This window comes from Lentzea alba, assembly GCF_047445655.1.
GTDB lineage: Bacteria > Actinomycetota > Actinomycetes > Mycobacteriales > Pseudonocardiaceae > Lentzea > Lentzea alba_A.
In genome coordinates, this window is the sequence record NZ_JAJAEG010000012.1 from 12,840 (window position 1) to 35,873 (window position 23,034).

Annotated in this window: 21 protein-coding genes; 9 read left to right on the forward strand and 12 right to left on the reverse strand. The window is 68.7% G+C overall.

The window, feature by feature from the left end; all coding sequences use genetic code 11:
- Positions 1-393: 393 nt before the first annotated feature.
- Genes LFM09_RS20705 through LFM09_RS20715 form a run of 3 tightly spaced genes read right to left on the reverse strand, consistent with a single transcriptional unit; the run spans position 394 to position 2,583 of the window.
- Positions 394-1,674: an ATP-binding protein gene (locus tag LFM09_RS20705; protein ID WP_414098148.1), complete on the reverse strand. Its 1,281-nt coding sequence runs from the start codon at positions 1,672-1,674 to the stop codon at positions 394-396.
- Complete coding sequence (locus LFM09_RS20710) at positions 1,671-2,336, reverse strand: response regulator transcription factor (RefSeq protein WP_414098149.1); 666 nt, start codon at positions 2,334-2,336, stop codon at positions 1,671-1,673. Before LFM09_RS20710 ends, LFM09_RS20705 begins: the two co-directional genes overlap by 4 nt.
- 1 nt (position 2,337) lies before the next feature.
- Positions 2,338-2,583 (reverse strand): hypothetical protein, encoded by a 246-nt coding sequence (locus tag LFM09_RS20715; protein WP_414098150.1) that lies wholly within the window; start codon positions 2,581-2,583, stop codon positions 2,338-2,340.
- Between the two features lie 139 nt (positions 2,584-2,722).
- On the opposite strand from LFM09_RS20715, the gene LFM09_RS20720 reads away from it, so the two are divergent.
- Positions 2,723-2,908, forward strand: a complete 186-nt coding sequence (locus LFM09_RS20720; RefSeq protein ID WP_414098151.1) for a hypothetical protein — start codon at positions 2,723-2,725, stop codon at positions 2,906-2,908.
- A gap of 3 nt (positions 2,909-2,911) precedes the next feature.
- Here the strand turns inward: LFM09_RS20720 and LFM09_RS20725 are convergent, their stop codons facing one another.
- From LFM09_RS20725 to LFM09_RS20735, 3 genes are all read right to left on the reverse strand, one after another.
- Positions 2,912-4,117: a glycoside hydrolase family 88 protein gene (locus tag LFM09_RS20725; protein ID WP_414098152.1), complete on the reverse strand. Its 1,206-nt coding sequence runs from the start codon at positions 4,115-4,117 to the stop codon at positions 2,912-2,914.
- 200 nt (positions 4,118-4,317) lie between these two features.
- A complete protein-coding gene (locus LFM09_RS20730; protein WP_414098153.1) occupies positions 4,318-5,304 on the reverse strand; it encodes a GNAT family N-acetyltransferase in 987 nt (328 codons plus the stop codon).
- Positions 5,305-5,308: 4 nt separating this feature from the next.
- Positions 5,309-6,292: an alkaline phosphatase family protein gene (locus LFM09_RS20735; RefSeq protein ID WP_414098154.1), complete on the reverse strand. Its 984-nt coding sequence runs from the start codon at positions 6,290-6,292 to the stop codon at positions 5,309-5,311.
- A gap of 111 nt (positions 6,293-6,403) precedes the next feature.
- Here LFM09_RS20735 and LFM09_RS20740 point away from each other — a divergent pair, with 111 nt between their 5' ends.
- Positions 6,404-7,288, forward strand: a complete 885-nt coding sequence (locus LFM09_RS20740; protein WP_414098155.1) for a Ppx/GppA phosphatase family protein — start codon at positions 6,404-6,406, stop codon at positions 7,286-7,288.
- Here LFM09_RS20740 and LFM09_RS20745 read toward each other — a convergent pair.
- The gene (locus LFM09_RS20745; RefSeq protein WP_414098156.1) at positions 7,277-7,624 is read right to left on the reverse strand and encodes an STAS domain-containing protein; all 348 of its coding nucleotides are present in this window, start codon (positions 7,622-7,624) and stop codon (positions 7,277-7,279) included. The two genes, LFM09_RS20740 and LFM09_RS20745, sit on opposite strands and share 12 nt — an antisense overlap.
- Positions 7,625-7,755: 131 nt before the next feature.
- Between LFM09_RS20745 and LFM09_RS20750 the strand changes: the two genes are divergently transcribed.
- Positions 7,756-7,986 (forward strand): hypothetical protein, encoded by a 231-nt coding sequence (locus LFM09_RS20750; RefSeq protein WP_414098157.1) that lies wholly within the window; start codon positions 7,756-7,758, stop codon positions 7,984-7,986.
- On the opposite strand, the gene LFM09_RS20755 is transcribed toward LFM09_RS20750, so the two are convergent.
- On the reverse strand, positions 7,983-8,378 hold the full coding sequence (locus tag LFM09_RS20755; RefSeq protein WP_414098158.1) for an ATP-binding protein: 396 nt from the start codon (positions 8,376-8,378) through the stop codon (positions 7,983-7,985). The two genes, LFM09_RS20750 and LFM09_RS20755, sit on opposite strands and share 4 nt — an antisense overlap.
- Before the next feature lie 95 nt (positions 8,379-8,473).
- On the opposite strand from LFM09_RS20755, the gene LFM09_RS20760 reads away from it, so the two are divergent.
- A complete protein-coding gene (locus LFM09_RS20760; RefSeq protein ID WP_414098159.1) occupies positions 8,474-8,842 on the forward strand; it encodes an STAS domain-containing protein in 369 nt (122 codons plus the stop codon).
- Positions 8,843-9,069: 227 nt separating this feature from the next.
- Here LFM09_RS20760 and LFM09_RS20765 read toward each other — a convergent pair whose 3' ends face one another.
- Positions 9,070-13,218 (reverse strand): HAMP domain-containing protein, encoded by a 4,149-nt coding sequence (locus LFM09_RS20765; RefSeq protein WP_414098160.1) that lies wholly within the window; start codon positions 13,216-13,218, stop codon positions 9,070-9,072.
- Positions 13,219-13,355: 137 nt separating this feature from the next.
- On the opposite strand from LFM09_RS20765, the gene LFM09_RS20770 reads away from it, so the two are divergent.
- From LFM09_RS20770 to fxsT, 3 genes are all read left to right on the forward strand, one after another.
- On the forward strand, positions 13,356-14,741 hold the full coding sequence (locus LFM09_RS20770) for a PP2C family protein-serine/threonine phosphatase (RefSeq protein ID WP_414098161.1): 1,386 nt from the start codon (positions 13,356-13,358) through the stop codon (positions 14,739-14,741).
- An 87-nt stretch (positions 14,742-14,828) separates the two neighbouring features.
- Positions 14,829-16,460, forward strand: coding sequence for a PHP domain-containing protein (locus tag LFM09_RS20775; RefSeq protein ID WP_414098162.1), 1,632 nt, complete (start codon positions 14,829-14,831; stop codon positions 16,458-16,460).
- 193 nt (positions 16,461-16,653) lie between these two features.
- Complete coding sequence (fxsT, locus tag LFM09_RS20780) at positions 16,654-19,200, forward strand: FxSxx-COOH system tetratricopeptide repeat protein (protein ID WP_414098163.1); 2,547 nt, start codon at positions 16,654-16,656, stop codon at positions 19,198-19,200.
- Here the strand turns inward: fxsT and LFM09_RS20785 are convergent.
- Complete coding sequence (locus tag LFM09_RS20785; RefSeq protein ID WP_414098164.1) at positions 19,197-19,805, reverse strand: alpha-ketoglutarate-dependent dioxygenase AlkB; 609 nt, start codon at positions 19,803-19,805, stop codon at positions 19,197-19,199. The genes fxsT and LFM09_RS20785 overlap by 4 nt on opposite strands.
- Positions 19,806-19,873: 68 nt before the next feature.
- Here LFM09_RS20785 and LFM09_RS20790 point away from each other — a divergent pair, with 68 nt between their 5' ends.
- Positions 19,874-20,038, forward strand: coding sequence for a hypothetical protein (locus tag LFM09_RS20790; RefSeq protein ID WP_414098165.1), 165 nt, complete (start codon positions 19,874-19,876; stop codon positions 20,036-20,038).
- On the opposite strand, the gene LFM09_RS20795 is transcribed toward LFM09_RS20790, so the two are convergent.
- Positions 20,035-20,574, reverse strand: coding sequence for a TetR/AcrR family transcriptional regulator (locus LFM09_RS20795; protein ID WP_414098166.1), 540 nt, complete (start codon positions 20,572-20,574; stop codon positions 20,035-20,037). The genes LFM09_RS20790 and LFM09_RS20795 overlap by 4 nt on opposite strands.
- 49 nt (positions 20,575-20,623) lie before the next feature.
- Here LFM09_RS20795 and LFM09_RS20800 point away from each other — a divergent pair, with 49 nt between their 5' ends.
- Positions 20,624-22,222, forward strand: a complete 1,599-nt coding sequence (locus LFM09_RS20800; RefSeq protein ID WP_414098167.1) for an AMP-dependent synthetase/ligase — start codon at positions 20,624-20,626, stop codon at positions 22,220-22,222.
- On the opposite strand, the gene LFM09_RS20805 is transcribed toward LFM09_RS20800, so the two are convergent.
- Positions 22,219-22,923, reverse strand: a complete 705-nt coding sequence (locus tag LFM09_RS20805; protein ID WP_414098168.1) for a DUF2382 domain-containing protein — start codon at positions 22,921-22,923, stop codon at positions 22,219-22,221. The genes LFM09_RS20800 and LFM09_RS20805 overlap by 4 nt on opposite strands.
- Positions 22,924-23,034 lie beyond the last annotated feature (111 nt).

The following is a 23,034-nucleotide window of genomic DNA, read 5'->3' on the forward strand; positions in this document are numbered from 1 at the left end:
AGACGTTATCTTAAATATCCTTAACCGGTGGACAGCCGACCGGGCGAACTTAAATATATTTAAAACGGATTAATCGGCTGAACGGTGGATTGGCGACCGGTTGCGGTCGGCTAACTTCGTGACAGATCACGGAAGTGATCAAAAAGGACCACCTGAATACGCCGGTCCCCACACCTGGCGCCGAGAGCCCCGGCTGATCCACCTCGTTACACCGGTGTGGGAAGGCAAGCGCGCACTGCTCATCGGGTTCCACCCTCCTGCTCGGAACTCGGTGGTGCGGCAGCGGTGCGGCGCAGCCGGCCGGTGCCCGCCGGCGGCGTTCGGACCCGTCCCACGGTCCGCGCCGCCGGCGGTGTTCTTTTTCCGGCCCCACAAGGGCCCGGGAAGCAGTCCCTAGTGCCTTCGGAGCCTCAATTGCACGCGAGCCCCACCCAGCGGCCCGCGGTCCACGTGGAGCGAACCTCCCGTGCTTTCCGCGACGCGGCGGGCGATGTCGAGCCCCAGCCCGGTGGAACCACCACCGCTGGCGCCGCGCTGCAACGCGCGTTCGGCGTTCTCGATGCCCGGCCCCGCGTCCTCGACGACGAGCGCCACCAGGTCGGCCTGGTGCACCAGCGTCACGGCGAACCGCGTGCCTTCGGGCGTGTACCGGAAAACGTTGCCCAGCAACGCGTCCAGCGCGGCGGCGAGGTCGTTGCGGGCGAGCGGCACGTGGGCGGGTTTGTCGGCGCCGCGGACCGTCCACGGCCGTTCCTGGTCGTCGGCCAAAGCGGACCAGAACACGAGGCGTTCGCGCACGACACCCGAGGCGTCGGTGGTGGCGTTCTCGGGCTCGAGGCCGGAACGGGCGGCCTTGATGATCTCGTCGACCTCCCTCTCGAGGCCCTGGACGGCCTCTCGGACGCGGTCCGCGCCAGGACCCCTGCCGAGCGTGTCCGCGTCCAGGAGAAGGGCCGTGAGAGGTGTTCTGAGGCGGTGCGAGAGGTCGGCGACCACCTCTCGTTCGGCGGCGAGGAGGTGGCGGACGCGTTCGGCCATGGCGTTGAACGCGGCGCCGACCTCCTTGAGCTCGGGCGGTCCTTTGACGGGAACGCGCGCGGAAAGGTCGCCCTGGCCCATTCTCCTGGCGCCTTCGGCGAGCACGCGAGTGGCTTTGACGGCCCGCGCGCCGAGCCGGTCGGCGACGAGGACGGAGCCCGCGACCAGTCCGATCGCGACACCCGCCAGCGCCCACCACGTGCCGATGACGCCGTGGGTCAGCTGTTCGCGCGGTACGAACGCCTCGATGATCACGATCCCGTTGGCACTGGTGGCCAGCGGCTGGAGATAGGAGATGCCATCAGGCCGCTCGACCGTGGACGCCGTCGCGAGCTTTCGGGCCTCCTCGAGGTCGGCCGCGGTGATGTGAGAGGTGCCGACGGTGCCGGCCGGGACGCCGGTGTGCACGGCCATCCGCTGCTGCACGCCGTACGGGGTGCTCCTGATCGCCTGCCGGATGTCCGCGGCCTTCTTGGTGATCACCAGCGCCGGGATGAGCGCGCTGGCCTGCTTCTCGGCCTCGCCGAGTGCGCGCTCGTACGCCGTGCTCTTGACGACGAGAGCGAGTGGGATGAGGAAGGCGAACGCCACCAGGCTGGTCGCCGCGAGAGCGACCAGCACCAATGACCGCCTCATCTCGGTGCGACCAGACGCACGCCGACTCCGCGCACCGTGTGCAGATAGCGCGGCTGCGCGGCCCGTTCGCCGAGCTTGCGCCGCAACCACGACAGGTGGACGTCGAGCGTCTGGTCGTCGCGGGTGGACGGCCACAGGTTGGCGAGGATCTCGGCGCGCGGAACCACCTCGCCGGAGCGCGCCGCGAGGTAGGAGAGCAGCTCGAACTCCTTGTGCGTCAACGAGAGCTCGCGTCCGTCCACAGTGGCGCGGCGCAAGTTCACGTCGATCTCCAGCCCGCCGATCACGAGCTGCTTGTTGTCGCGAGCCCTCCTGAGCACGGCCTGCAGCCGTGCTTCGAGGTGCTCGCTGGAGAACGGCTTGACGAGGTAGTCGTCCGCGCCGGCGTTGAGCAGGCGGATGATCTCCTGCTCGTCGTCGCGGGCGGTGGCGATCACCACGGGAGTGTTCGTGACGCCTCGGATCATCCGCAGCGCGTCGCCGCCGTCGAGGTCGGGAAGCCCGAGGTCGAGCACCACGACGTCGTAGGAGTTGGCGGTGACTTCGCGCAAAGCCTCGATCGCGAGCGCGACACCGTGCACCATGTGGCCCTGTCCGGTGAGAGCGCGTGTGATCGCCGCTCGCACCACGGGGTCGTCTTCGACCAGCAGTACCGATGCCATGCTAGGGGAGGGTCGTCGCAGTGAGACGGTCGATCGGATACCTGGTCGCCTGGGCGGTGGTGACCGCGGCGGCCGTCGGCCTGTCCTGGTTCGGCATCCGCTCGGCGATGGAACCCGCGCCGGTCGCGGCAGTGGACTCCACAGCGGGCCCAGGTGTGTTGCCGATGCCGACCGTCACGTCGATCAGCGTCCCGGTGCCGCCGAGCAGCACCTCGATCAGCTCGCCGCCTGTCACGCCCTCGTCCACCAGGCCTCCTGTGGTCAGCTCGTCTGTTCCGGCTCCTCCCAGTAGTACGGATGCGCGGCCCACCTCGGCTCAACTTCCGGAGGGGGAATGGCAGTCGGACGGTTCTTACGTCCACGCCTTCCACCTGCGGGGTGGTGACGTGCTCGTGCGCTACCGCCCGTCGGGGGTGGAGGCGCTGTCGGCGACTCCGGCCGACGGGTGGTCGGTGGCGGTGGAGCAGCCCGGCGGGCCGCTGGTGGTGAACTTCCGCAACGCCGCCGGGCGGTTGTCCAGGTTGGAAGCGACCTGGACGAACGGCCCGACGGCGAAGGTGATCGAGAAGTAGTGACTACAGGCCGATGGCCTTGCTGATCTGCGCGGGCTTGAGCACCCGCAGGATCGCCTCGAACAGGTAGTAGTCGCCGTACGGCAGCGAGATCTCGACGCCGTCCTCGGACGGGCGGTTGCGGGTGCCGCGGGCCATGATCGCCTCGGCCCGCGTCGACTTCGTGGTGAGGCAGGTGCCGACCAGGCCGTCGAGGATCTTCAGCGCCCGCTCGCGGTAGCGGTCGGAGCCGGTGACCTTGGCCAGGTCGAGCAGACCGCAGGCGAGGATCGCGCCCGCCGACGAGTCCTTGATGTCGTTGGCGCCCAACGGGGAGCGGTAGTCCCACACCGGCACGCTGTCCGGGGTGAGCGCCGACAGCGCGAAGTCCGCCATCTTGCGGGCCGTGTCGCGGAACTCGCGCAGGCCCGTGCGGCGGTACATCGTCGTGAAGCCGTAGATGCCCCACGACTGGCCGCGCGCCCAGCACGAGGTCGGGCTGTAGCCCTGCACGGTGTTCGGGCCGATCGCCGCGCCGGTGTCCGGGTTGAAGTCGAACACGTGCGGGGTCGAGCCGTCGGCGCGCAGGAAGTGCGTCTGAGTTGTTCTGGCGTGGGCGATCGCGATGTCGAGGAACTTGCGGTCGCCGGTCTGCTCGGTGGCGAACGCGAGCAGGTCCAGGTTCATCATCGTGTCGATGATGACGCGGCCCGCGTTGCCGGGGGTGCCGAGCCGGCCCCACGCGCGGATGAACTTGCCGGTGGCGTTCCAGCGCTGGATCAGCGTGTTCGCCGCGTCGATCGCGCCGTCACGCCACTTGGTGTCGCCGGTGAGCCGGTACGCGGTGACCCACGACGGGTAGAAGAGGAACCCGAGGTCGTGGTCGCGGGGTTCCAGCCGGCGCGGCGCCAGCCGGTCGTTCGCGGCCTCGGCCAGCGCGCGGAACTGGGCGTCGCCGCTGTCGAGGTGCGCGAGCCACAGCGTGCCCGGCCAGAAACCGCCGATCCAGCCGCCGTCGGCGACGTAGGTCCACTTCTCGAACCGGGTGATCTCCGGGAACGACGTGATGCCCGGTGCGACCGCCTTCAGCTTGCTGAGGCCGTAGTCGAGCGCGCCGCGGAGCTTGGCGGGGGAGGCCGCGGCCTCCCCGGCACCGATGGCCACACCGGCTCCGGTGAGCAGAGGAGTGGCCGCGGCTGACGCCAGAAGGGTGCGTCGAGACAGATTCACGAGACCGTCCAGTCCCTTTCGTGTCCTTGCGCCCGGCGACACCCTGCCAGATCCGATCAAGGTCTGTAAAGGGAAGTCAAAAATTGATTCTTATGGCTGCTGCAGGCCGCTGACCGGCCTAAAGGTCGGATCAGATACGTGAACTCGCACGATTCCGACGTTGTAAAACGAATTGTTCATCCTTGTGAACAATTCGGTGCTCAGGTGCGAATGAGGACGGCGTCGAGATGGCGCGGGGTCAGGCCGTACCGGCGCTTGAAATCGTCGTTGCCGCGGCCGCCTTCGAGCGTGGTCTTGCCCAGCCGGATCGCGAGCTTGACGGACTCGGCGAACAGCACGCCGTACGGGCTGTAGCGGCCGTCGACGGCGTAGTCGATGCCGCACGTCCAGGTGTGGAAGCGGGTGGCGTCGGCGAGGCACACGCCGGCGGCGACGAGCCTGCCGTGCTGCCGGACCTCGATCACGTGCACGAGGTTGCCGAGCGCTGTCACGAACTTGGTGAAGGTGCTGCCGGGGTAGAAACCGCTGGTGTCGAAGCGCATCGCCGTTTTGGTGCACAGCAAGGAGATCTCGTCGAGATCGGCGTGCTCCACCTGGAGGACCTCGATCGTGACGCCCGCTTCCCGCGATCTTCGCTCGTTGCGCCGCAGGTTCGCTCTGGCGCGGATGCCCAGCCCCGCCAGATAGCGCTCCCACGTGGTGAGCTCGGTGGTCCACCTGTCGGTCAGGTGACGTGCGGGCAGGCCGGCCGCCGCCAGTTCCCGCGAAAGGGCGTTGCCGCGCTCGACGTTCACGAACCCCCACCAGCGCGCCTCGAAGATCGACGCTGCGCGCGTCAGGGCGTCCAGCAGCCTCGGCACGACGTCCGCGGTGGCCGGCACGTGCGCGTCGTAGCAGTGCCAGACGTGGCTCAGCAGCACCGGCTGGCCGACCGCCTCCGGGTGCACCTCGTGCAGGCGGCGCAACGGGTTCGCAGCCTTCTGGAGGTAGACGGGCAGCACGGCGACCGGCTTTTCGCCGTCCCGCACCACGAAAACCCCGGAGTAGTCCGCGTTCGTCAGCGGCGCCTGCTCGTACGCACTGATGTACGCGTGCTCGTAGAACACCGGTGCGCCGCTCGCGCGGACCACCGAATCCCAATCGGCAGAATCGATTTCCCTTATGGAGTTCGAGAATTCGACGCGCACCCGCTCACTGTACGGTCTGCCAGACCGCGTAGGGAACGTCGATCTCGTCCCTGCTGAGGCCCCCGTGCTCGAACTTCCTGGAAGGGTCGGGGATCGGGAATCTCGGTGACGCCGCCACCGCCACGACCGGACCGGCCTCCGGCTGGGGCAGACCCAGATCCGTCGCGTGGTGGACGGTCGCCGCGTCGCCCAGAGTCGTTGCCACGCGGTCGAAAACGGCTTCCATCCGGTCCGGCTTCGGGTAGAGCCAGCGCGTCCGCCCGGCGCCGCCGGACGGGATCACGCACTCCTCGCGCACGATCGCGTCCCAGGCTTCGACGAGGCCCGGATCGGGATCGACCGGGACCTGGCCGTGGTCGGAATGCGCCACAACGGTCCAACCCTGTGCCGCCCAACGGGATGCGTGCGCGTCGAGACGGAGCATGGCCTCGTGCACCGACTCGTCGTAACCGTGCTGGTGCACGTGGTCGTCGATGTTGATGTAGGTCCACACGAAGCTGTGATCGGGCAGCGCCTTGTCGAGGTCCGCCACGACGTTGGCGATGAGCAGCGGCGGATCTTCGGCCTGTGCGGTGAGTTTGTGCCGGGGCGGCGCGGGTATCCGGTTGGTCCCGCGCAGGAGCGCCTGTGCCCAGGTGCCTTCGAGCAGGTCGAGTTCGCGTGCCAGCACCGTGGCGCCGTGCCGTTCCAGAACGGTCGGCAGATCCGGGATCGGAGGTGTGCCGTTGATCGCGTGCACGAGGCCGGATCCGTTGCGGTACACCATTCCCGGCACGCGGTGCACATCCGCCGGCACGCCGGTCAGCGCGGTCAGCCAGGCCGTCGCGGACGTGGACGGCACCGTCGAGGAAAGCGTGGAGACGGAGGCGGAGAGCCACGATTGTTTGGCCACGTCCGAAGAGATACCGCCGACGGCCAGCACGACCACGCCGCGATTCGCCGATTTCAGGGCGTCTTCGAGCCGGGAAGGGATCTCTGCCAGGGACATCGGGGCACTGTAACGCATCTCATTTGCCCAAGATGCCCTGATCGGGTGCTCAGACTCCCACAATGGGGGACCGATGAGGTAAAGGGAACTCGAACAGGAGGCAGGAAGCGGATGTCGGTCGGTGTCCTGGACGTCGGGTGCTTCAGCGCACACCTGGTGGTCGTGGAACGTGACCTCACGCGTCCGCTGGTGTCTCACAAGGTCCGGTTGCGGCTGGACCGGGAGCTGGACTCCGACGGAGCCATCAGCCGGGCCGGCGTCGAGTCGTTGTGCTCCGCCGTGATGGCGGCGCGCAAGAAGGCCGGCGACACGCCCTTCCTCCCGTTCGCCACCTCGTCCGTGCGGGACAGCGCGAACGCCGACGAGGTGATGCGCAAGGTGCTGAGACGCACCGGCGTCGAGCTGAAGGTGTTGTCCGGCAAGGAAGAAGCGCGCTATTCGTACACCGCGGCACGACACTGGTTCGGCTGGAGCGCCGGCCCGATCGTCGTGCTGGACGTGGGAGGCGGCACCGTCGAGCTGGCTGCCGGCGCCGGTGCCGAACCCGAGCGGACGATCTCGTTGCCCCTGGGAGCGAGGACTTTGACCCGCACCGGCCTGAGCGTGCAGGACATGCGAGCCGAGGTGCACGACCAGCTCGCCGAGGTCTTCCTGGGTGATGAGAGCGCTCGCGCGATCGGTTGCTCCAAGGTGTTCGAGCAACTCGCCCGCCTCGCCGGCGTGCGCACGGGCACGTACGCGGCACGGCAGTTGAAGATCAAGGACCTGGAGAAGTGGATCCCGCGGCTGGCGAAGCTGTCGGTGCGCGAACGTGCCGAACTGCCGGGGATTTCGCGGCACCGGGCCCGGCAGTCGTTGGCGGGCGCGGTGGTCGCGGAGGCGTTGATGCGCGTCACCGGACATGACGTCGTGGACATCTCGCCGTGGTCGACCAAGGAAGGTCTGTTGCTGGATCTCGTGGAACGGTCGCGCGCGCGGCGTGAGTCAGCCGCGTAGCGCGGTGACGGCGTCGTCGACGTCGTTGAACAACAGCAGCAACTGGTCGACGGCCGTCATCTCCAAGGGGCGCAACACAACTCTGGTGTCGCTGACGACGCCGAACTTGATGCCGAGCTCGTCGGCCTGAGCTTGAGTCTCCACGAGCGCGCGAATGCCTTCAGACCCGAAGAAACGCACGTCTCTGAGGTCGACGACCAATGCCGGTGGCTTGCGGTCGAGCAGCGCGGCGAGCCTGCTCGTCACAGGTGCGGAGGACATCATGTCGATCTCGCCGGTGAGAGCGACGATCGGTATGGACTGGACGTAGGTCGTCGTGTGTCGAATTTGGTTCATGTAGGACTCTCCCGTCCGCACTGACCGTACGCGCCTGCCGGTGACGACCACAAGCCGAGACGGTTTTCGCCAGGCCACGCCGGGTACACGTTCCGTGACCGCAAAATCCCTGATCATTTCGAGGAGGAACCGTGTCGACCACGGAGTCCGGTCAGATCACGGGCACGAAGGACAAGGACTACAACATCCTCTGGTTCACCGAGGCGTGTCTCGACAACGTGCTGCGGCTGGAGAGCTACATCGCCGACGCCGAGCGCGCTGGCGACGGCGAGCTCGCGGAGTTCTTCAAGAAGGCCCAGACCGACAGCCGCAAGGGCGCCGAACAGGGCAAGCGCCTCCTGGCGTCGCGCCTGGCCGGCTAAGTAGCCAGCTCGGCCCACACCACCTTGCCCCTGGTGTCCGGTGTCGTGCCCCAACGCACGCTCAACGCCTGAACGAGCTGCATTCCCCGTCCCCGCGCCGAACTCGGGTCCACCGGCCGCAACAGAGGCGGCTTGGTGGACTCGTCGCGCACCTCGACGAGCATGCCGCTCTCCCGCCTGCTCACCGTCAGTGTGATCAGGCCCTCACCGTGGTCGATCCCGTTCGACACGAGCTCCGTCACCACGAGCTGCGCGTCGTCGCTGAGGTCCTCGGACAACCCCCACGACGAAGCGGCGTCACGGACCACCTGACGTGCACGAGCGCACGACCCGCCCTCGGCGGTCAGGGTCACCTGCACCTCTGCCAGTGGGTCGTTCAACACAAGGCGCATCGTCGCACATCCGGCGGGGCGTCCGGATCTTTCAGCCCCCCGGTGGTCGCATGCTCGGACGTCGTGCTGCACGATTTGGGTCGCACGAGTCGGGCGTGGCGGAAGGAACGGCGACGATGGAGCTCAACGTCGGCAGCGAGGTCCAGCGGGGATGGCGAGTGCTCGCCGTCGCCGGTGAGCTGGACATCGACACCGTCCCCTTGCTGTCCGCGCGTCTTGACGCGGACGTGACGGGGGCGCACGCCGTGCTGGATTTGGCCGGGTTGGCGTTCATGGACTCGACCGGGTTGGCGCTGGTGCTGGAGTGGCATCGGAAGCTCGCCGATGCCGGGGGGCAGTTGCGGATCGCGGCCACTCAGGCACCGGTTCGGCGGTTGTTCGAGTTGGCTGACGTGGCTGAGGTTTTGAGCTTGCACGAGTCGGTGGACGCTGCGGTGGCCGAGGCGGTGGAGTCGGCTCGCTGAGGGCGGCCGGCGGCCTGAATCGGGTCGCGTTCGCGGATTGGCTGACCTGTGCCGTGCGGGCGGTTGGCTTGCGGTGGCGAGCTTGTTCCGGGGGCGGTCGGCTTGCGAGGGCCGGCGCCTGTTCCAGCGGAGGGGTCGCCTGGCTTGCCTGACGTCACCTCGCGAGGGTGGCTGGCCGGCACGACACGTCGCCGTCGCCGTGCGGAAGGGGCGGTGCGGGCGCGTTGTCAGGCCTCCGCGGACACCCCCAGGTAGTAGGCGATCAGCCTGATCAGGTGCTCGGTGTCCACGGGCTTCGTGACGTAGTCGGTGGCCCCGGACGCCAGTGACTTCTCCCGGTCGCCCTTCATGGCCTTCGCCGTCACGGCGATGACCGGCAGGTCCGCGTAGCGCTCCATCGCCCGGATCGCCGAGATCGTCGCGTTGCCGTCCAGCTCCGGCATCATGATGTCCATCAGGACGATGGCCACGTCGTCGTACTGTTCGAGAGCCCGGACGCCCGTGATGCCGTTGTCGGCGTAGATGGCTTCCAGGCCGTGCAGCTCCAAGACGCTGGTCAGGGCGAAGACGTTGCGCAGGTCGTCGTCGACGACCAGGACCTTTTCGCCGTGGAAGCGCATCGAGCCGGAGGCGGCGAGCACCGGTGCCGGGGTGACGATCGGGGTCGGTTCGGGCAGGACGACGGCGTCCGTGACGACCTTGCCGAGGGGTAGGCAGAGGGTGAACGTCGAGCCGATGCCCGGTTCGGACCTCACGCGCAGAGCGCCGTTGAGCAGTTGGGCCAGTTCACGGCTGATGGAGAGGCCCAGGCCCGTGCCGCCGTACTTGCGGGAGGTGGTGCCGTCGGCCTGTTGGAACGCCTCGAAGATGACTGCCAGTTTCTCGGCCGGGATGCCGATGCCCGTGTCGTGCACGTCGAAGGCGACGGTGGACGGGTCGTCCATGCGCACGTGCAGGCGGATGCCGCCGTCGTGGGTGAACTTGACGGCGTTGGACAGCAGGTTGCGCAGGATCTGCTGGAGGCGGTGCTCGTCGGTGCGGAGGGTCTCCGGCACGTTCGGGTCGACGCGGACGGAGAACTCGAGGTTCTTCTCGGCGGTCAAAGGCAAACAAAGGGTTTCGACGTAGCGGACCAGCTCGTCCAGGCGGACCGGGTCCTCGTGCAGCGTCATGTGGCCGGCCTCGACCTTGGTGAGGTCGAGGATGTCGTTGATCAGCTGCAGCAGATCCGAACCGGACGAGTGGATCGTGCGGGCGAACTCGACCTGCTTGGCGTTGAGGTTGCCGTCGAGGTTGTCGGCCAGCAGCTTCGCCAGGATCAGCAACGAATTCAGTGGCGTGCGGAGCTCGTGGGACATGTTCGCCATGAACTCGGACTTGTACTTCGACGCGGTCTGGAGCTGCCGGGCGCGGTCTTCGAGCTCTTCGGAACCGGCGCGCAGCTCGGTCGTGAGGCGCTGGGACTCGACCAGCAGGGCGTCGGTGCGGGAGTTGGCCAGCATCGTGTTCACGTTGACGCCGATGGCCTCCTTGAGCTGGTCCAGGAGGTCCAGGTGGACGTCGGTGAACTCGTTCAGGGAGGCCAGCTCGATCGCGCCCAGGGTCTCGCCCTGGAACAGGATCGGGAGGATCACCAGGTTGACCGGCGCCGACTCGCCCAGGGCGGACGAGACGGTCAGGTAGCCGCCGGGGACGTGGCTGACCAGGATGGTCTTCTTCTCCAGCGCGGCCTGGCCGACCAGGGTCTCGCCGACCGTCACGCGGGTCGCGCGGGCGGAGTCCAGGCGGAAGCCGTAGGTGGCGGTGAGCTCCAGGGTCTGCTTGGAGTCGTCGTCCTCCTGGATCTGGAAGAACGCGCCGTGGTGGGCGCTGACCAGCGGCGTCAGCTCGCTCATGATCAACGACGCCAGCGCGCGGAGATCGCGGTGGCCCTGCATCAGGCCGGACAGGCGGGCCAGGTTGGTCTTCAGCCAGTACTGCTCGCGGTTCGCGCGGGTGGTCTCTTTCAGGTTCGCGATCATCTGGTTGACGTTGTCCTTGAGCTCGGCGAGCTCGCCGGACGCGTCGACGGTGATCTGCCTGGTCAGGTCGCCCGCGGTCACGGCGGTGGCGACGGCGGCGATGGCGCGGACCTGGGTGGTCAGGTTCGAGGCGAGCTGGTTCACGTTGTCGGTCAGCTTCGACCACGTGCCGGCGACGCCGTCGACCTCGGCCTGGCCGCCGAGCTTGCCCTCGGTGCCGACCTCGCGGGCGACACGGGTGACCTCGTCGGCGAACGACGAGAGCTGGTCGACCATCGTGTTGATCGTGGTCTTGAGCTCGAGGATCTCGCCGCGGGCCGAGACGTCGATCTTCTTCGTCAGGTCGCCCTGTGCGACGGCCGTGGTGACCTGGGCGATGTTGCGGACCTGGTTGGTCAGGTTGTCCGCCATGAAGTTCACCGAGTCGGTGAGGTCCTTCCACGTGCCAGCCACGCCGGAGACGCGCGCCTGACCGCCGAGGATGCCCTCGGTGCCGACCTCGCGGGCGACACGGGTGACCTCGTCGCCGAACGCGCGCAGCGTGTCGACCATGCCGTTCAGGGTCTCGGCGAGGGCCGCGACCTCACCGGACGCGTCGACGGTGATCTTCTTCGAGAGGTCGCCGTTCGCGACCGCGGTGGCGACGGCGGCGATGTTGCGGACCTGGTTGGTCAGGTTGTCCGCCATCAGGTTGACGTTGTCGGTCAGGTCCTTCCACGTGCCGGCGACGCCCTGCACGCGGGCCTGACCGCCCAGGCGGCCGTCCGTACCGACCTCACGGGCGACACGCGTGACCTCCTCGGCGAACGAGGAGAGCTGGTCGACCATCGTGTTCAAAGTGGACTTGAGTTCGAGGATCTCGCCGCGTGCGTCGACGGTGATCTTCTGCGACAGGTCGCCGTTGGCCACCGCGGTCGCGACGTGCGCGATGTTGCGGACCTGGTTGGTCAGGTTGTTCGCCATGAAGTTGACGTTGTCGGTCAGGTCGCGCCACGTCCCCGCGACGCCTGGGACCTGCGCCTGACCGCCCAGCCGGCCCTCGGTGCCGACCTCTCGGGCGACACGCGTGGCCTCGTCGGCGAAGCTCGACAGCTGGTCGACCATCGTGTTGATCGTGGTCTTGAGCTCGAGGATCTCGCCGCGGGCGTCGATCGTGATCTTCTGGGTCAGGTCGCCGCGCGCGATGGCGGTGGTGACCGAGGCGATGTTGCGGACCTGGGTCGTCAGGTTGTTCGCCATGACGTTCACCGACTCGGTGAGGTCGCGCCACGTGCCCGCGACGCCCGGGACCTGCGCCTGACCGCCCAGTCGCCCGTCCGAGCCGACCTCGCGGGCGACACGGGTGACCTCGTCCGCGAAGGACGAGAGCTGGTCGACCATCGTGTTGATCGTCGACTTGAGCTCGAGGATCTCGCCGCGCGCGTCGACGGTGATCTTCTGGGTCAGGTCGCCGAGCGCCACCGCCGTCGTGACCTGCGCGATGTTGCGGACCTGGGTCGTCAGGTTGTCCGCCATGAAGTTCACGTTGTCGGTCAGGTCGCGCCAGGTGCCGGCCACGCCGGGCACCTTCGCCTGGCCACCGAGCTTGCCGTCCGTGCCGACCTCGCGGGCGACACGGGTGACCTCGTCCGCGAACGACGAGAGCTGGTCGACCATCGTGTTCAGCGTGTTCTTCAGCTCCAGCATCTCGCCGGAGACGTCGACCGTGATCTTCTGGGTCAGGTCGCCGTTCGCCACCGCGGTCGCGACCTGGGCGATGTTGCGGACCTGGTTGGTCAGGTTGTTCGCCATCGAGTTGACGTTGTCGGTCAGGTCGCGCCACGTGCCGGCCACGCCGGGCACCTTCGCCTGACCGCCCAGGCGGCCGTCCGTACCGACCTCACGGGCGACACGGGTGACCTCGTCCGCAAAGGACGACAGCTGGTCCACCAGGCCGTTCACCGTCGAGCCGAGCGTGGCGAACTCACCGCGCAGCGTCTGGTCCGACATGCGCTTGGTCAGGTCACCCTCGGCGACCGCGGCGAGCACCCGGCTCAGCTCGCTGGTCGGCCTCATCAGGTCCTCTACCAGGCCGTTCACCGAGTCGGCGATCAGCGACCAGCCGCCGGCGGTGCCCGCGGGGGCCACCCGTTCGGTGAGCCTGCCCTCCTGGCCGACGGCCTGCCGGACCCGGCCCAGCTCACCGGCGAGCCACTGGTTGCGCTCCGCGATCTCGTTGAACACGTCGGCGAGCGCCGACACGGGCCCGTTCCCGGGCACCACCAACCTGCGGCGGAAGTTGCCGTCACGCAGGTCTCTCATCGCCGAGAGAACCCGATCGAGGGTCGCGTCCGTCTCTTCGTTGGCCGTGGTCACTCCAAGCCTCCGTGCCTCGGTGGTCGCAGCCAAGCCTGCCACGTTAGGTTGGGAGCGAGGTAACTTGATGCCGCGATGCACGCCAACTACCCGCAGGAGGCCGTGATGATTCGGCCGACTGCGCTGGACAACAGCGGATGAGCAGCGTCGTGGGCATCGACCTCGACGGCTGGCAGCGCCTGGTGGACGGGCTGCGCGAAGCCGTTCTCGTCGTGGACCCGGCCGGTGTCGTGCGCGTGCGCAACGCCGCGGCCGCCGACCGCTTCCCCCGGCTCGGCCTGGGCGAGCGCTTCGACGTGCACGTCGCGGGGCGTCAGCACGACCTCGGCGAGGGCTGGAGTGCCTGGTACTTCACGGATTCCGCGCTCGATCACGCCCATCTGCGGCTCGCCGGCGGCAGTTCGCGGCAGGACACCCTCAGGACCATCGTGCAGCTCGCGGCGGAGTTGCTGGGCGAGCACTGCGTCGCCGTCGTGCCCGCCACGCGCGACAGGCTGGAGTGGTGGCATTGCGGCGGCGGCGAACCGACCGTGTCCCGCACGCCGCGCCGGGCCAACACCCTGTCGGACGTGCTGACGGGTGGTTCGACGATGACCAGGATCACCTCTTTGGGTGAAGGTTCCTGGGGAGTGCCGGAAGACTTCGGCTGCGCGCTGGCCGTGCCGCTGGGTGTGGGCGGGGCGCTGGTCGTGCTGCGACGCGGGGACTTCGCGCCGAACGACGTCGAGCGCGTCCGGTTGTTCGGCAAGCACGCGGCGGTGGCGCTGGAGTCCGCGTCCCGGCTGACCGAGCAGCAGCGGACGATCGACATCCTGCGTTCGGCGTTGCTGCCGTTGCCGTTGCCCGAGGTGCGGGGCGTGTCCTTGGCCTCCGTGTTCATCCCGGCACACCAACGCGCGTTGGTCGGTGGCGACTTCTACGACGTGCATCCGCGCACGGACGGCTCGGCGACGTTCGCGCTGGGCGACGTCTGCGGCCACGGTCTGGAAGCCGCGGTCCACAGTGGACGCGTTCGGCAGTCGCTGCAGGCGCTGTCGCTCGTCGAGACGAACCCGGTGCGGCTGCTGCACCTGCTGAACACCTCGTTGCGCGCCACCGGTTCGAAGCTCTTCACCACGATCGTCGTCGGCGAGCTGGTGCCACTGGCGTCCGGGGGAGTGCGGCTGTCGCTGGCCTCCGGCGGGCATCCCGCGCCGCTCGTCCTGCGCGCGGACGGCACGGTGCAGGACGTGAGCGCTCCTGGCGCGATCGTCGGCATCCTGTCCGATGTGCGGTTCAGCGGCGAGCAGATCACGCTGGCACCGGGCGACACGTTGCTGCTGTACTCCGACGGCTTCACCGAGGCTCGCGCGCACACCGACCGCACGGAGCTGTTCGGGGAGCAGCGGCTGCGGGCCGTGCTGAAGGAGTGCAAGGGGCTGCCGGCGGAGGACATCGCCCGGCACTGCGAAGAGGCCGTGCTGAAGTGGCTGGACCGGGACGATCACGACGATCTCGCGCTGCTGGCCGTGCAGGCGGTGTGACAATCCACCGTGTGAGTGAATTTCCCGGTACGAGGATTCACTGTCTGTTCGTTTGCCACGACAGATCGACCAGTTGAGATCTTGCGCATGTCCCACTCACACGATCACTCGCACGGTGATCACGCGCACCACCACCACGAGGTAGAGCCGGTCGAGGGCAGCTGGCTCGACCCCGAGGACGACCGTCCGTCGTCGGTCGAACGCCGCAAGTTCCTCGCGGGCCTGGGCATCGCGGCCGGCGCCGTCGGCGCTGTGGCCGCCGGCACGGGCACGGCCGAAGCCCACGTCCCCCTCAACCCGTGGGGCGGCGGTGACCGCTGGTACGCGGGCGACCACCACATCCACACGCAGTACTCCGACGACGGCCAGTACACGATCGAGCAGCAGGTCCGGAAGGCCCGCGAGTTCGGCCTCGACTGGGTCGTGATCACCGACCACGGCGGTCCGGCGCACCAGAAGTTCTCGATCGACCAGGTCACGCCGGACATCGAGCGCGCCCGCCGTTCACAGCGCGACGTGCTGGTCTACCAGGGCCTCGAGTGGAACATCCCCGGCGCCGAGCACGCCACCGTGTTCATGCCGCCCGGCAAGCACACCGTCGACATCCTCAAGGCGTTCGAGCTGTCCTACGACGGCCGCATCGCCGGCAACGCCGAACCCATCGCCCTCGCCGCGCTGCGGTACCTGGAGGCCCAGGTCCTCTCCGGACGGACCGAGATCGCGCTGATGTTCGCGAACCACCCGTCCCGGCGCGGCGTGGACAGCCCGCACGAGATCCGCGGCTGGCGCGACGCGGCTCCCGGTGTCGCGGTCGGCATGGAGGGCGCGCCCGGTCACCAGGCGGCGGGCATCTCGAAGGCGGCGGGCGGCCCCGGCCGTGCCCGCGGCTACTACGACACCCCGGCCCCGCTGCCGGAGTCGTTCCCCGGCTACCCGGCGGAGTCGTACCGCACGCACGGCGGCTTCGACTGGATGACCGCCCGAGTCGGCGGCCTCTGGGACGCCCTGCTCGCCGAGGGCAGGCCGTGGTGGATCACCGCGAACTCGGACGTGCACCAGGTCTTCGAGGACACGCTGACGCCCGGCAAGCAGGACTACGCCACGACGGGTTCGAAGGGCGCGCCGATCGACTCGGGCGTCAAGCAGACCACGTACGGCGACTTCTTCCCGGGCCAGTACGGCGCGAACGTCGTGGGCGCCCGCTCACGGTCCTATGTGGACGTCATGCGCGGCCTGCAGTCCGGCAAGGTGATCACAGTGCACGGCCGCCTGATCGACGGCCTGGAACTGCGCGTGCGCTCCCGCGACGACCTGCGCGGCGTCACGCTGGGCGGCCGGACGTTCATCCGCCGCGGCGGCGACGTCGAGGTCACCATCGAGATCGACCGCGCTGCCGGCCCGAACTTCTCCGGTGCTGTGCCGGTTTTGGCCAAGGTCGACCTGATCTCCGGCCCGGTGACCGGTCCTTCCTCGGACCGCGACCTGTTCCTCGCGCCGGAGACCTCCGTGGCGAAGACCTTCGAGGTGCCGCGGCGGGGCAAGATCCGCTTCACGCACACGTTCAAGAACGTCGAGCGCTCGTTCTACCTGCGTCTGCGGGGCAGTGACGGTCGTCGGCTCACGTCTGCGGGCGATCCTCTGATCGACGAGATCGCGAACTCGGACCCGTGGGCCGACCTCTGGTTCTACGCCAACCCGGTGTTCGTCGACGTGATCTGAGTCCTTTTCGGACTGCGGTGGTCGGGTGGCGATGACTCGCGAACCCGACCGCCTGGTCCTCCCGTCCGTGCTGCTGCTGAGTTCCTTCGGCCGGTCAGTCCCGCTGATTCCTCGGTCCTTGGAATCTCCGCCGTGAGTGCAACACTCTGAGTCGTTCGGACGATTTGGGGTGAGACCGGGCAGAGGGGGCGTGGTGCGCGAGGTTCCGCGGCGGGTGTTCATCGGCCACACCTCGGAGCTGCGCAAGTATCCGGCGAGCCGCTCGTTCGTGGCGGCAGTGGAGTCGGCGGTGCACCGCGCGGGCGACGCGGTCGTGGACATGGCCTACTTCGCCGCACGCGACCAAGCTCCGGCCGACGTGTGCCGTGACATGGTGGCCAGGTCGGACGTCTACGTGCTGATCGCCGGCTTCCGGTACGGCTCGCCGGTCCGCGACCGGCCGGAGCTGTCCTACACCGAGCTGGAGTTCGAGGCCGCCGGCGAACTGGGGAAGTCGCGCTTGGTGTTCCTGCTCGACGACGACGCGGAGGGGCCTGCTGGGCTGTTCCGCGATCCTCAGTACGGGGACCGCCAGGAGGGATTCCGGCAGCGCCTGCAGGACAGCGGCGTGACTGCGGCCGTCGTGTCGTCACCGGGTGATCTCGAAGTGGCGGTGCTGCAGGCCCTGACCGACTTGCCGCGTCCCGAGGGCGGTTCCGGTGGTGTGGCGGCGACGCGCGTGTGGAACGTGCCAGGCCGCCCGGCCGGGTTCACCGGCCGCGAGCTGCTGCTGGCCGAACTGCGGGCGGCGCTGGCCGGGGACGGCCCGGCCGTGGTGCGGGCGATCCACGCGATGGGCGGGGTCGGCAAGACCACCACGGCGATCGAGTATGCGCACCGGTATGCCGAGGACTACGACGTGGTGTGGTGGGTTCCCGCCGAGCGGCCGGAGCTGATCGCGGAACGTCTGGCTGAACTGGCACAGGCGTTGCGGCTCGCGGTGCCGGGCGAGCCGGTCGAAGTGGCTCTGGCCAGGGTGCTGGGGTACCTGCGTGAGCGCCCGCGCTCGCTGATCGTGTTCGACAACGCGGAGAACCCCGACGCGCTGGTGCGGTTCCTGCCGGGTGGCGCGGCTCGCGTGCTGATCACCTCGCGGTGCCCGGACTGGCAGGGCGTGGCCACCCAGGTCGAAGTCGCGGTGTTCGCGCCGGAAGAGTCCGCCGCGTTGTTGCGGGCGCGGGTCGCGGGCCTGGGCGACGCGGACGCGCGCCGAATCGGGGAGGCGCTCGGCCATCTACCGCTGGCGTTGGACCAGGCTGCGGCTCTGCTGGCTGATGGCGCGCTCACCCCGGACAGCTACCTGGATCTGCTGGACACCCGTGCCGCCGAGCTCCTGCACCAGGCTTCCGCCGACGACGAGACGCCGCACGGACGGCTGTCGGTGGCGGCGTCCTGGTCGGTCGCGTTCGACGCCCTCGCGGCTCGCGATCCGGCCGCGCTGCAGCTGCTCACCCTGATCGCCTGGCTGGCGCCGGAGCCAGTTCCGCTCACGCTGCTCACGGATCATCCGATGGTGCTGCCGGAGCCGCTCTCCACCACCGCCGCCGACCCGCTCGCGCTCGCCTCGACCCTGCGTCGTCTCAAGCACCGCGCGCTGGCTCGTGTCGGCACCGACAGCGTTCTCCTGCACCGCATCCCCGCCACTCTGCTGCGCGGCACAGCCCGCCACGGGGCAGACGTCGAGTGGCCCGCCACGGTTCTGCGCGTGGTGCTGCAAGCCGTTCCCCGCAACGTGTGGAACAACCCGAGTGTCTGGCCGACCTGGCACCGGCTGCTGCCCCACGTCCTGACCGCCACCGCACCCGACCGCACCGCACAGCTCGGTTCTCACATCGACGACCTCGCCTGGCTTCTCGATCTCATGTGCATCTATCTGCTCAGTCGCGGCCAGCCACTCCAGGCGCTGGATCACGCTCAGCGGGCCTGCGACCTCCAGCGGCACCACCGCAGCGCCGATGATCTCGTCAACCTCACCTACAGCGCGAACCTCGGCATCGCCCTCCGGCAGGCCGGGAAGGTCGTGCAGGCGCGCGAGTTGAACGAGGAGCTGCTCGAACGACGTCGCCGACTTCTCGGTCACGACCACCCCGACACCCTCCTGTCCGCACACAGTCTTGCCATCGACCTGTCGGTCCTGGGGGAGCACCAGAAGGCGCGCGAGTTGAACGAGGAGGTTCTGCGACGACGTCGTCAGGTTCTCGGCGACGACCACTCCGACACGCTCGGGTCGGCCCACAACCTCGCGTCCGACCTCGTGGAGATGGGGGAGTACGAGAAGGCGCGTGAGTTGAACGAGGACACGTTTCGTCGACGTCGCAAGCTCCTCGGCGATGACCATCCCGAGACTCTCTTGTCGGCGCACGCTCTCGCGTACGGCATGTCGATCTTGGGTGAGCGCGAGAAGGCGCGGGAGCTGAGCGAGGACTCCATTCACCGGCACCGGCGCGTGCTCGGTGACGATCATCCTCACACCCTCATGCTGGCCACGAACTTCGCCGCCCAGCTGACGGATCTGGGTGAGCACCAGCAGGCGCAGGAACTGTACGAGGACACCTTCCGTCGTCGACGGCACGCGCTCGGCGACGACCACCCCGACACCCTGCTGTCGGCTCGCAATCTCGCCAGGGGACTGCGGCGCTTGGGGGAAACCGGCAAAGCAGAAGCCCTGGAGCGGTGGATCGCGGAGCGCGAGGGCGACTAACGGACTCCGTGCGGGCGGAACTGGATGCTGATGCGCGGGCCGACCACCTTCGAGGTCTTCGGGATCGCGTGCTCCCACGTGCGTTGGCACGAGCCGCCCATCACGAGCAGGTCGCCGTGCCCCAGCGCGTACTTGTGGGTCTCGCCGCCACCACGCGGCCGAAGCAACAACGCGCGGGGTGTGCCGATCGAGAGGATCGCGACCATCGTGTCCTCGGTTTGGCCGCGGCCGATGGTGTCGCCGTGCCACGCCACGCTGTCGCGGCCGTCGCGGTAGTAGCAGAGGCCCGCGGTGGTGAAGGGTTCGTGCAGTTCGGGCAGGTAGTGGGCGGACAGCGCGGAACGGGCCGCCGTCAGAACCTCGAACGGCAGCGTGCCGGAGTAGAAGCAGAGCAGGCGGGGGACGTCTACCACGTTGTCGTACATCTGGCGGCGTTCGGCTCGCCACGGCACCGAAGCCACTAGCTCGTCGAACAGGGTGTCGGCGCCGGCCAGCCAGCCCGGTTGGACGTCGATCCACGCGCCGTCGCTCAAGAGCGTGCGGCGCGGGGCCAGTGGGGCCAGCGCGGGCTCCGCTTCCAGGTCGAACAGTGATCCCTGGCGCATGGAACGCAAGCATAATCGAACAGGTGTTCTATGGCTAACGAACGACGGTCGCGACGGATGATCAAGGCGTGACTGGGGAAGAAGACGAGTTCGAGATCGTGCAGACCGGCGAGCACGGCACGAACGTCGTCAAGGGCAAGGTGTCCGGGACCGTGGTGCAGTTCGACCAGGTCGGCGACGTCGAGTTCGGTGACGGCATCGTCATCCGGGCGCGGCCCGCCAAGGAGGACTAGGGCTTCAGGACGGCCCAGACGGCGTCCGCGATCAGCTCGCGGGCCTCTCCGAGATCGAAGACTCCCAACAGGAACCGGCGCACCGACTCGTGTGCCGGTCCCATCACCACGGGTTCCAGCGCCCACGGCGGCACGGAACGCAGCTCGCCCGCGTCCATGCGGGCCAGGAACCACGTGAGCACCGGGGCGAACTCCGCCTGCTTCACCGACGGGTCGGCGTGGTCCGGGGCGGCGTACAGGAAACGGGCGCGGCTGGGGTTCGACGCCACCCAGTCCAGGTAGTTCAGGGTCAGCGCGCGCACGCAAGAGCAGGCCGAACCCGAGTCCAGGGCGGGCAGCATCGCGGCCACGCAGCGGGCATAGCTGTCGGCGTAGAGCTGCGCGAACACGCCCGCGCGGCTGCCGAAGTGGTGGTAGATGCTGCCGTTCGACATGCCGGATCGCTCGGTCAGTGCTGCGATCGTCACGGCGTCGAGGCCGCCCTCCTCGACGAGCTTGAGTGCCGCGTCCAGGAGGGGCTGTCGTCGGTCGGCCATGCGGGTTAGAGTACCGCTCTGGAGCGACGCTCTAGAGAAGGGGAGAGCAATGGCGCTTTCGATTCCCGGCTTGCTGCGCGACCGGGTCGCCCGCACGCCCGACGCCGAGGCGATGCGGTACCGCGACAACGGCGGCTGGGTGTCGCTCACATGGGCTGAGCTGCAGGAACGCGTCGCGCGTGAGGCGTTCGGGCTGCGCCAAGAAGGCCTGCGCAAGGGGGATCGGGTCGCTCTGATGGGCGGCACCAGCATTGAGTGGATCATCACCGACCTCGCCGTGCTGGCCGCCGGTGGCGCCACCACCACGATCTACCCGAACAGCACCGCCGCGGAGGTCGCGCACATCGTCAGCGACTCCGGCAGCCGCGTGGTGGTCGTCGAGACCGACGAGCACGCCGCACTCATGCCGGCCGACGTCGAGGTGTTGCGGTTCGGTGCGGTTCCCGTGCAAGACGGCGACTACGACGCGTTGATCGACGAGATCACGCCCGCCGACCTGGCGACGTTGATCTACACATCGGGCACGACCGGCACGCCCAAAGGCGTCGAGCTCACCCACGACAACTGGCTGACGACGTCGGAAGCCATTGCGTCCCTTGGCATTCTGCAACCGACCGACCTGCACTTCCTCTGGCTGCCGCTGTCGCACGCGTTCGGCAAGGTGCTGACGATGGCGATGATCGCGGCCGGCGTGCCGACCGCGGTGGACGGCAGCGTCCCTCGCATCGTGGACAACCTCGGCGAGCTGCGGCCGACGATCGTCGCCGCCGCGCCGCGCATCTTCGAGAAGATCCACGGCCGGATCGTCGCGGGTGCGCGCGAGAAGGGCGGGCTCACCGAGAAGATCTTCCGATGGGCCGACCGCGACCACGGTCCGGCGACGCGCTGGCTCGCGGATCGCTTGGTGTACCGCAAACTCCGGGACCGGGTGGGCGGCCGCATCCGGTACTTCGTGTCGGGCTCGGCACCGCTCGCCAAGGAGATCGCCGAGTTCTTCGAGCGCTCCGGCATCACGATCCTCGAGGGTTACGGCCTCACCGAGTCGTCCGCGGGCTCGTTCTTCAACCGCCCGGGCATGATCAAGATCGGCACGGTCGGCCGGCCGATCCCCGGCATGGAGGTCAAGATCGCGGACGACGGCGAGGTGCTGCTGCGCGGCCCCGGCGTCATGCGCGGCTACCACAACCGCCCGGACGCGACCGCCGAGGCGGTGGTCGACGGCTGGCTGCACACCGGCGACATCGGCGAGCTCGACGACGCGGGCCGGTTGAAGATCACCGACCGCAAGAAGGAGCTGATCAAGACCTCGGGCGGCAAGTACGTGGCGCCGGCGCGGGTCGAGAGCATGATCAACGCGGCCTCGCCGTACATCAGCAACGTCATCGTGCACGGCGACCGCCGCAAGTACTGCGTGGCGCTGGTGACGCTGGACCCGGACACCGCGTCGGGCCTGTCCGACGCGGAGTCCGAGGTCTCCCAGGCGATCAAGTCCGTCAACGCCCAGCTCGCCCGGCACGAGACGATCAAGCGCTTCGCCGTGCTGGAGCACGACTTCAGCGTCGAGGACGGGCTGCTGACCGCGTCGCTGAAGCCGCGCCGCCGGGAGATCGAGAAGCGCTACGCGGACGTGCTGGACGGCCTCTACTAGCGCTCGGAGTCGCGTTCGACCTCGGCGCGTTCCTTGCGCACCTGGCCCTTGACGTCCTTCTGCTCGGTGACCGCGTCCTTCTCCAGCCGGACGCGCTCCACGGCCTCCGTGTGCTTGCGCACCACCGGTTCCTCGCGGTGCAGGGTGACCTCCGCCTGTTCGTCGGCGAACGGCTTGCCCGCGTTGCCTTCCGCGGGCTCGCGGACCACGCGGACCTCCTCGTGCGTCACCGGCACGGAGATGTTCTGCTCCTCGGTGACCGTGTGCTTGACCAGCCGCACCCGGCCCGTCTCGACGCTGCGCTTGCCGACGTCGAGCTTCTCCTCCGAGAGCGTGACCTCGGCCGCGTCACCGCCGAGCCGGTCGTGCTCACCGGTCTTGGCCCGCGGGATCATCCCGTAGTGCCGGTAGAGCGCTTCCTGCTCGCGGTCCGACATGTGGTCGCCGGAGGTCTGCACGCCCGGCGCGTCCTTCACCTGCTCCTTGGCGACGGGGACGGTGATCGCGCCACCCGTCACCTGTCCCTGCTGGATGGGGACGAAGCTCTCCTTCATCCCGAACAGTCCGGTGTGGACCTCGGCCCACATCGGTTTGCCGGTTCCGTCCTCGAGCCACACCCGCTTGACCGAACCGATCTTCTCGCCCTTGTTGTCGATCACGTCGCAGTCGTACAGAGCCTCAACGTGCGTCTGATCGATCATCACGCCGTCCCTTCGCGTTGGCTGTCGGCTTGCCAACGCGAGGTACCCGCCGCCGCGGGTGCGGTCCCGGCTGCCCACTGACCAGGTGACCGCACCCGCACGGCAATTCAG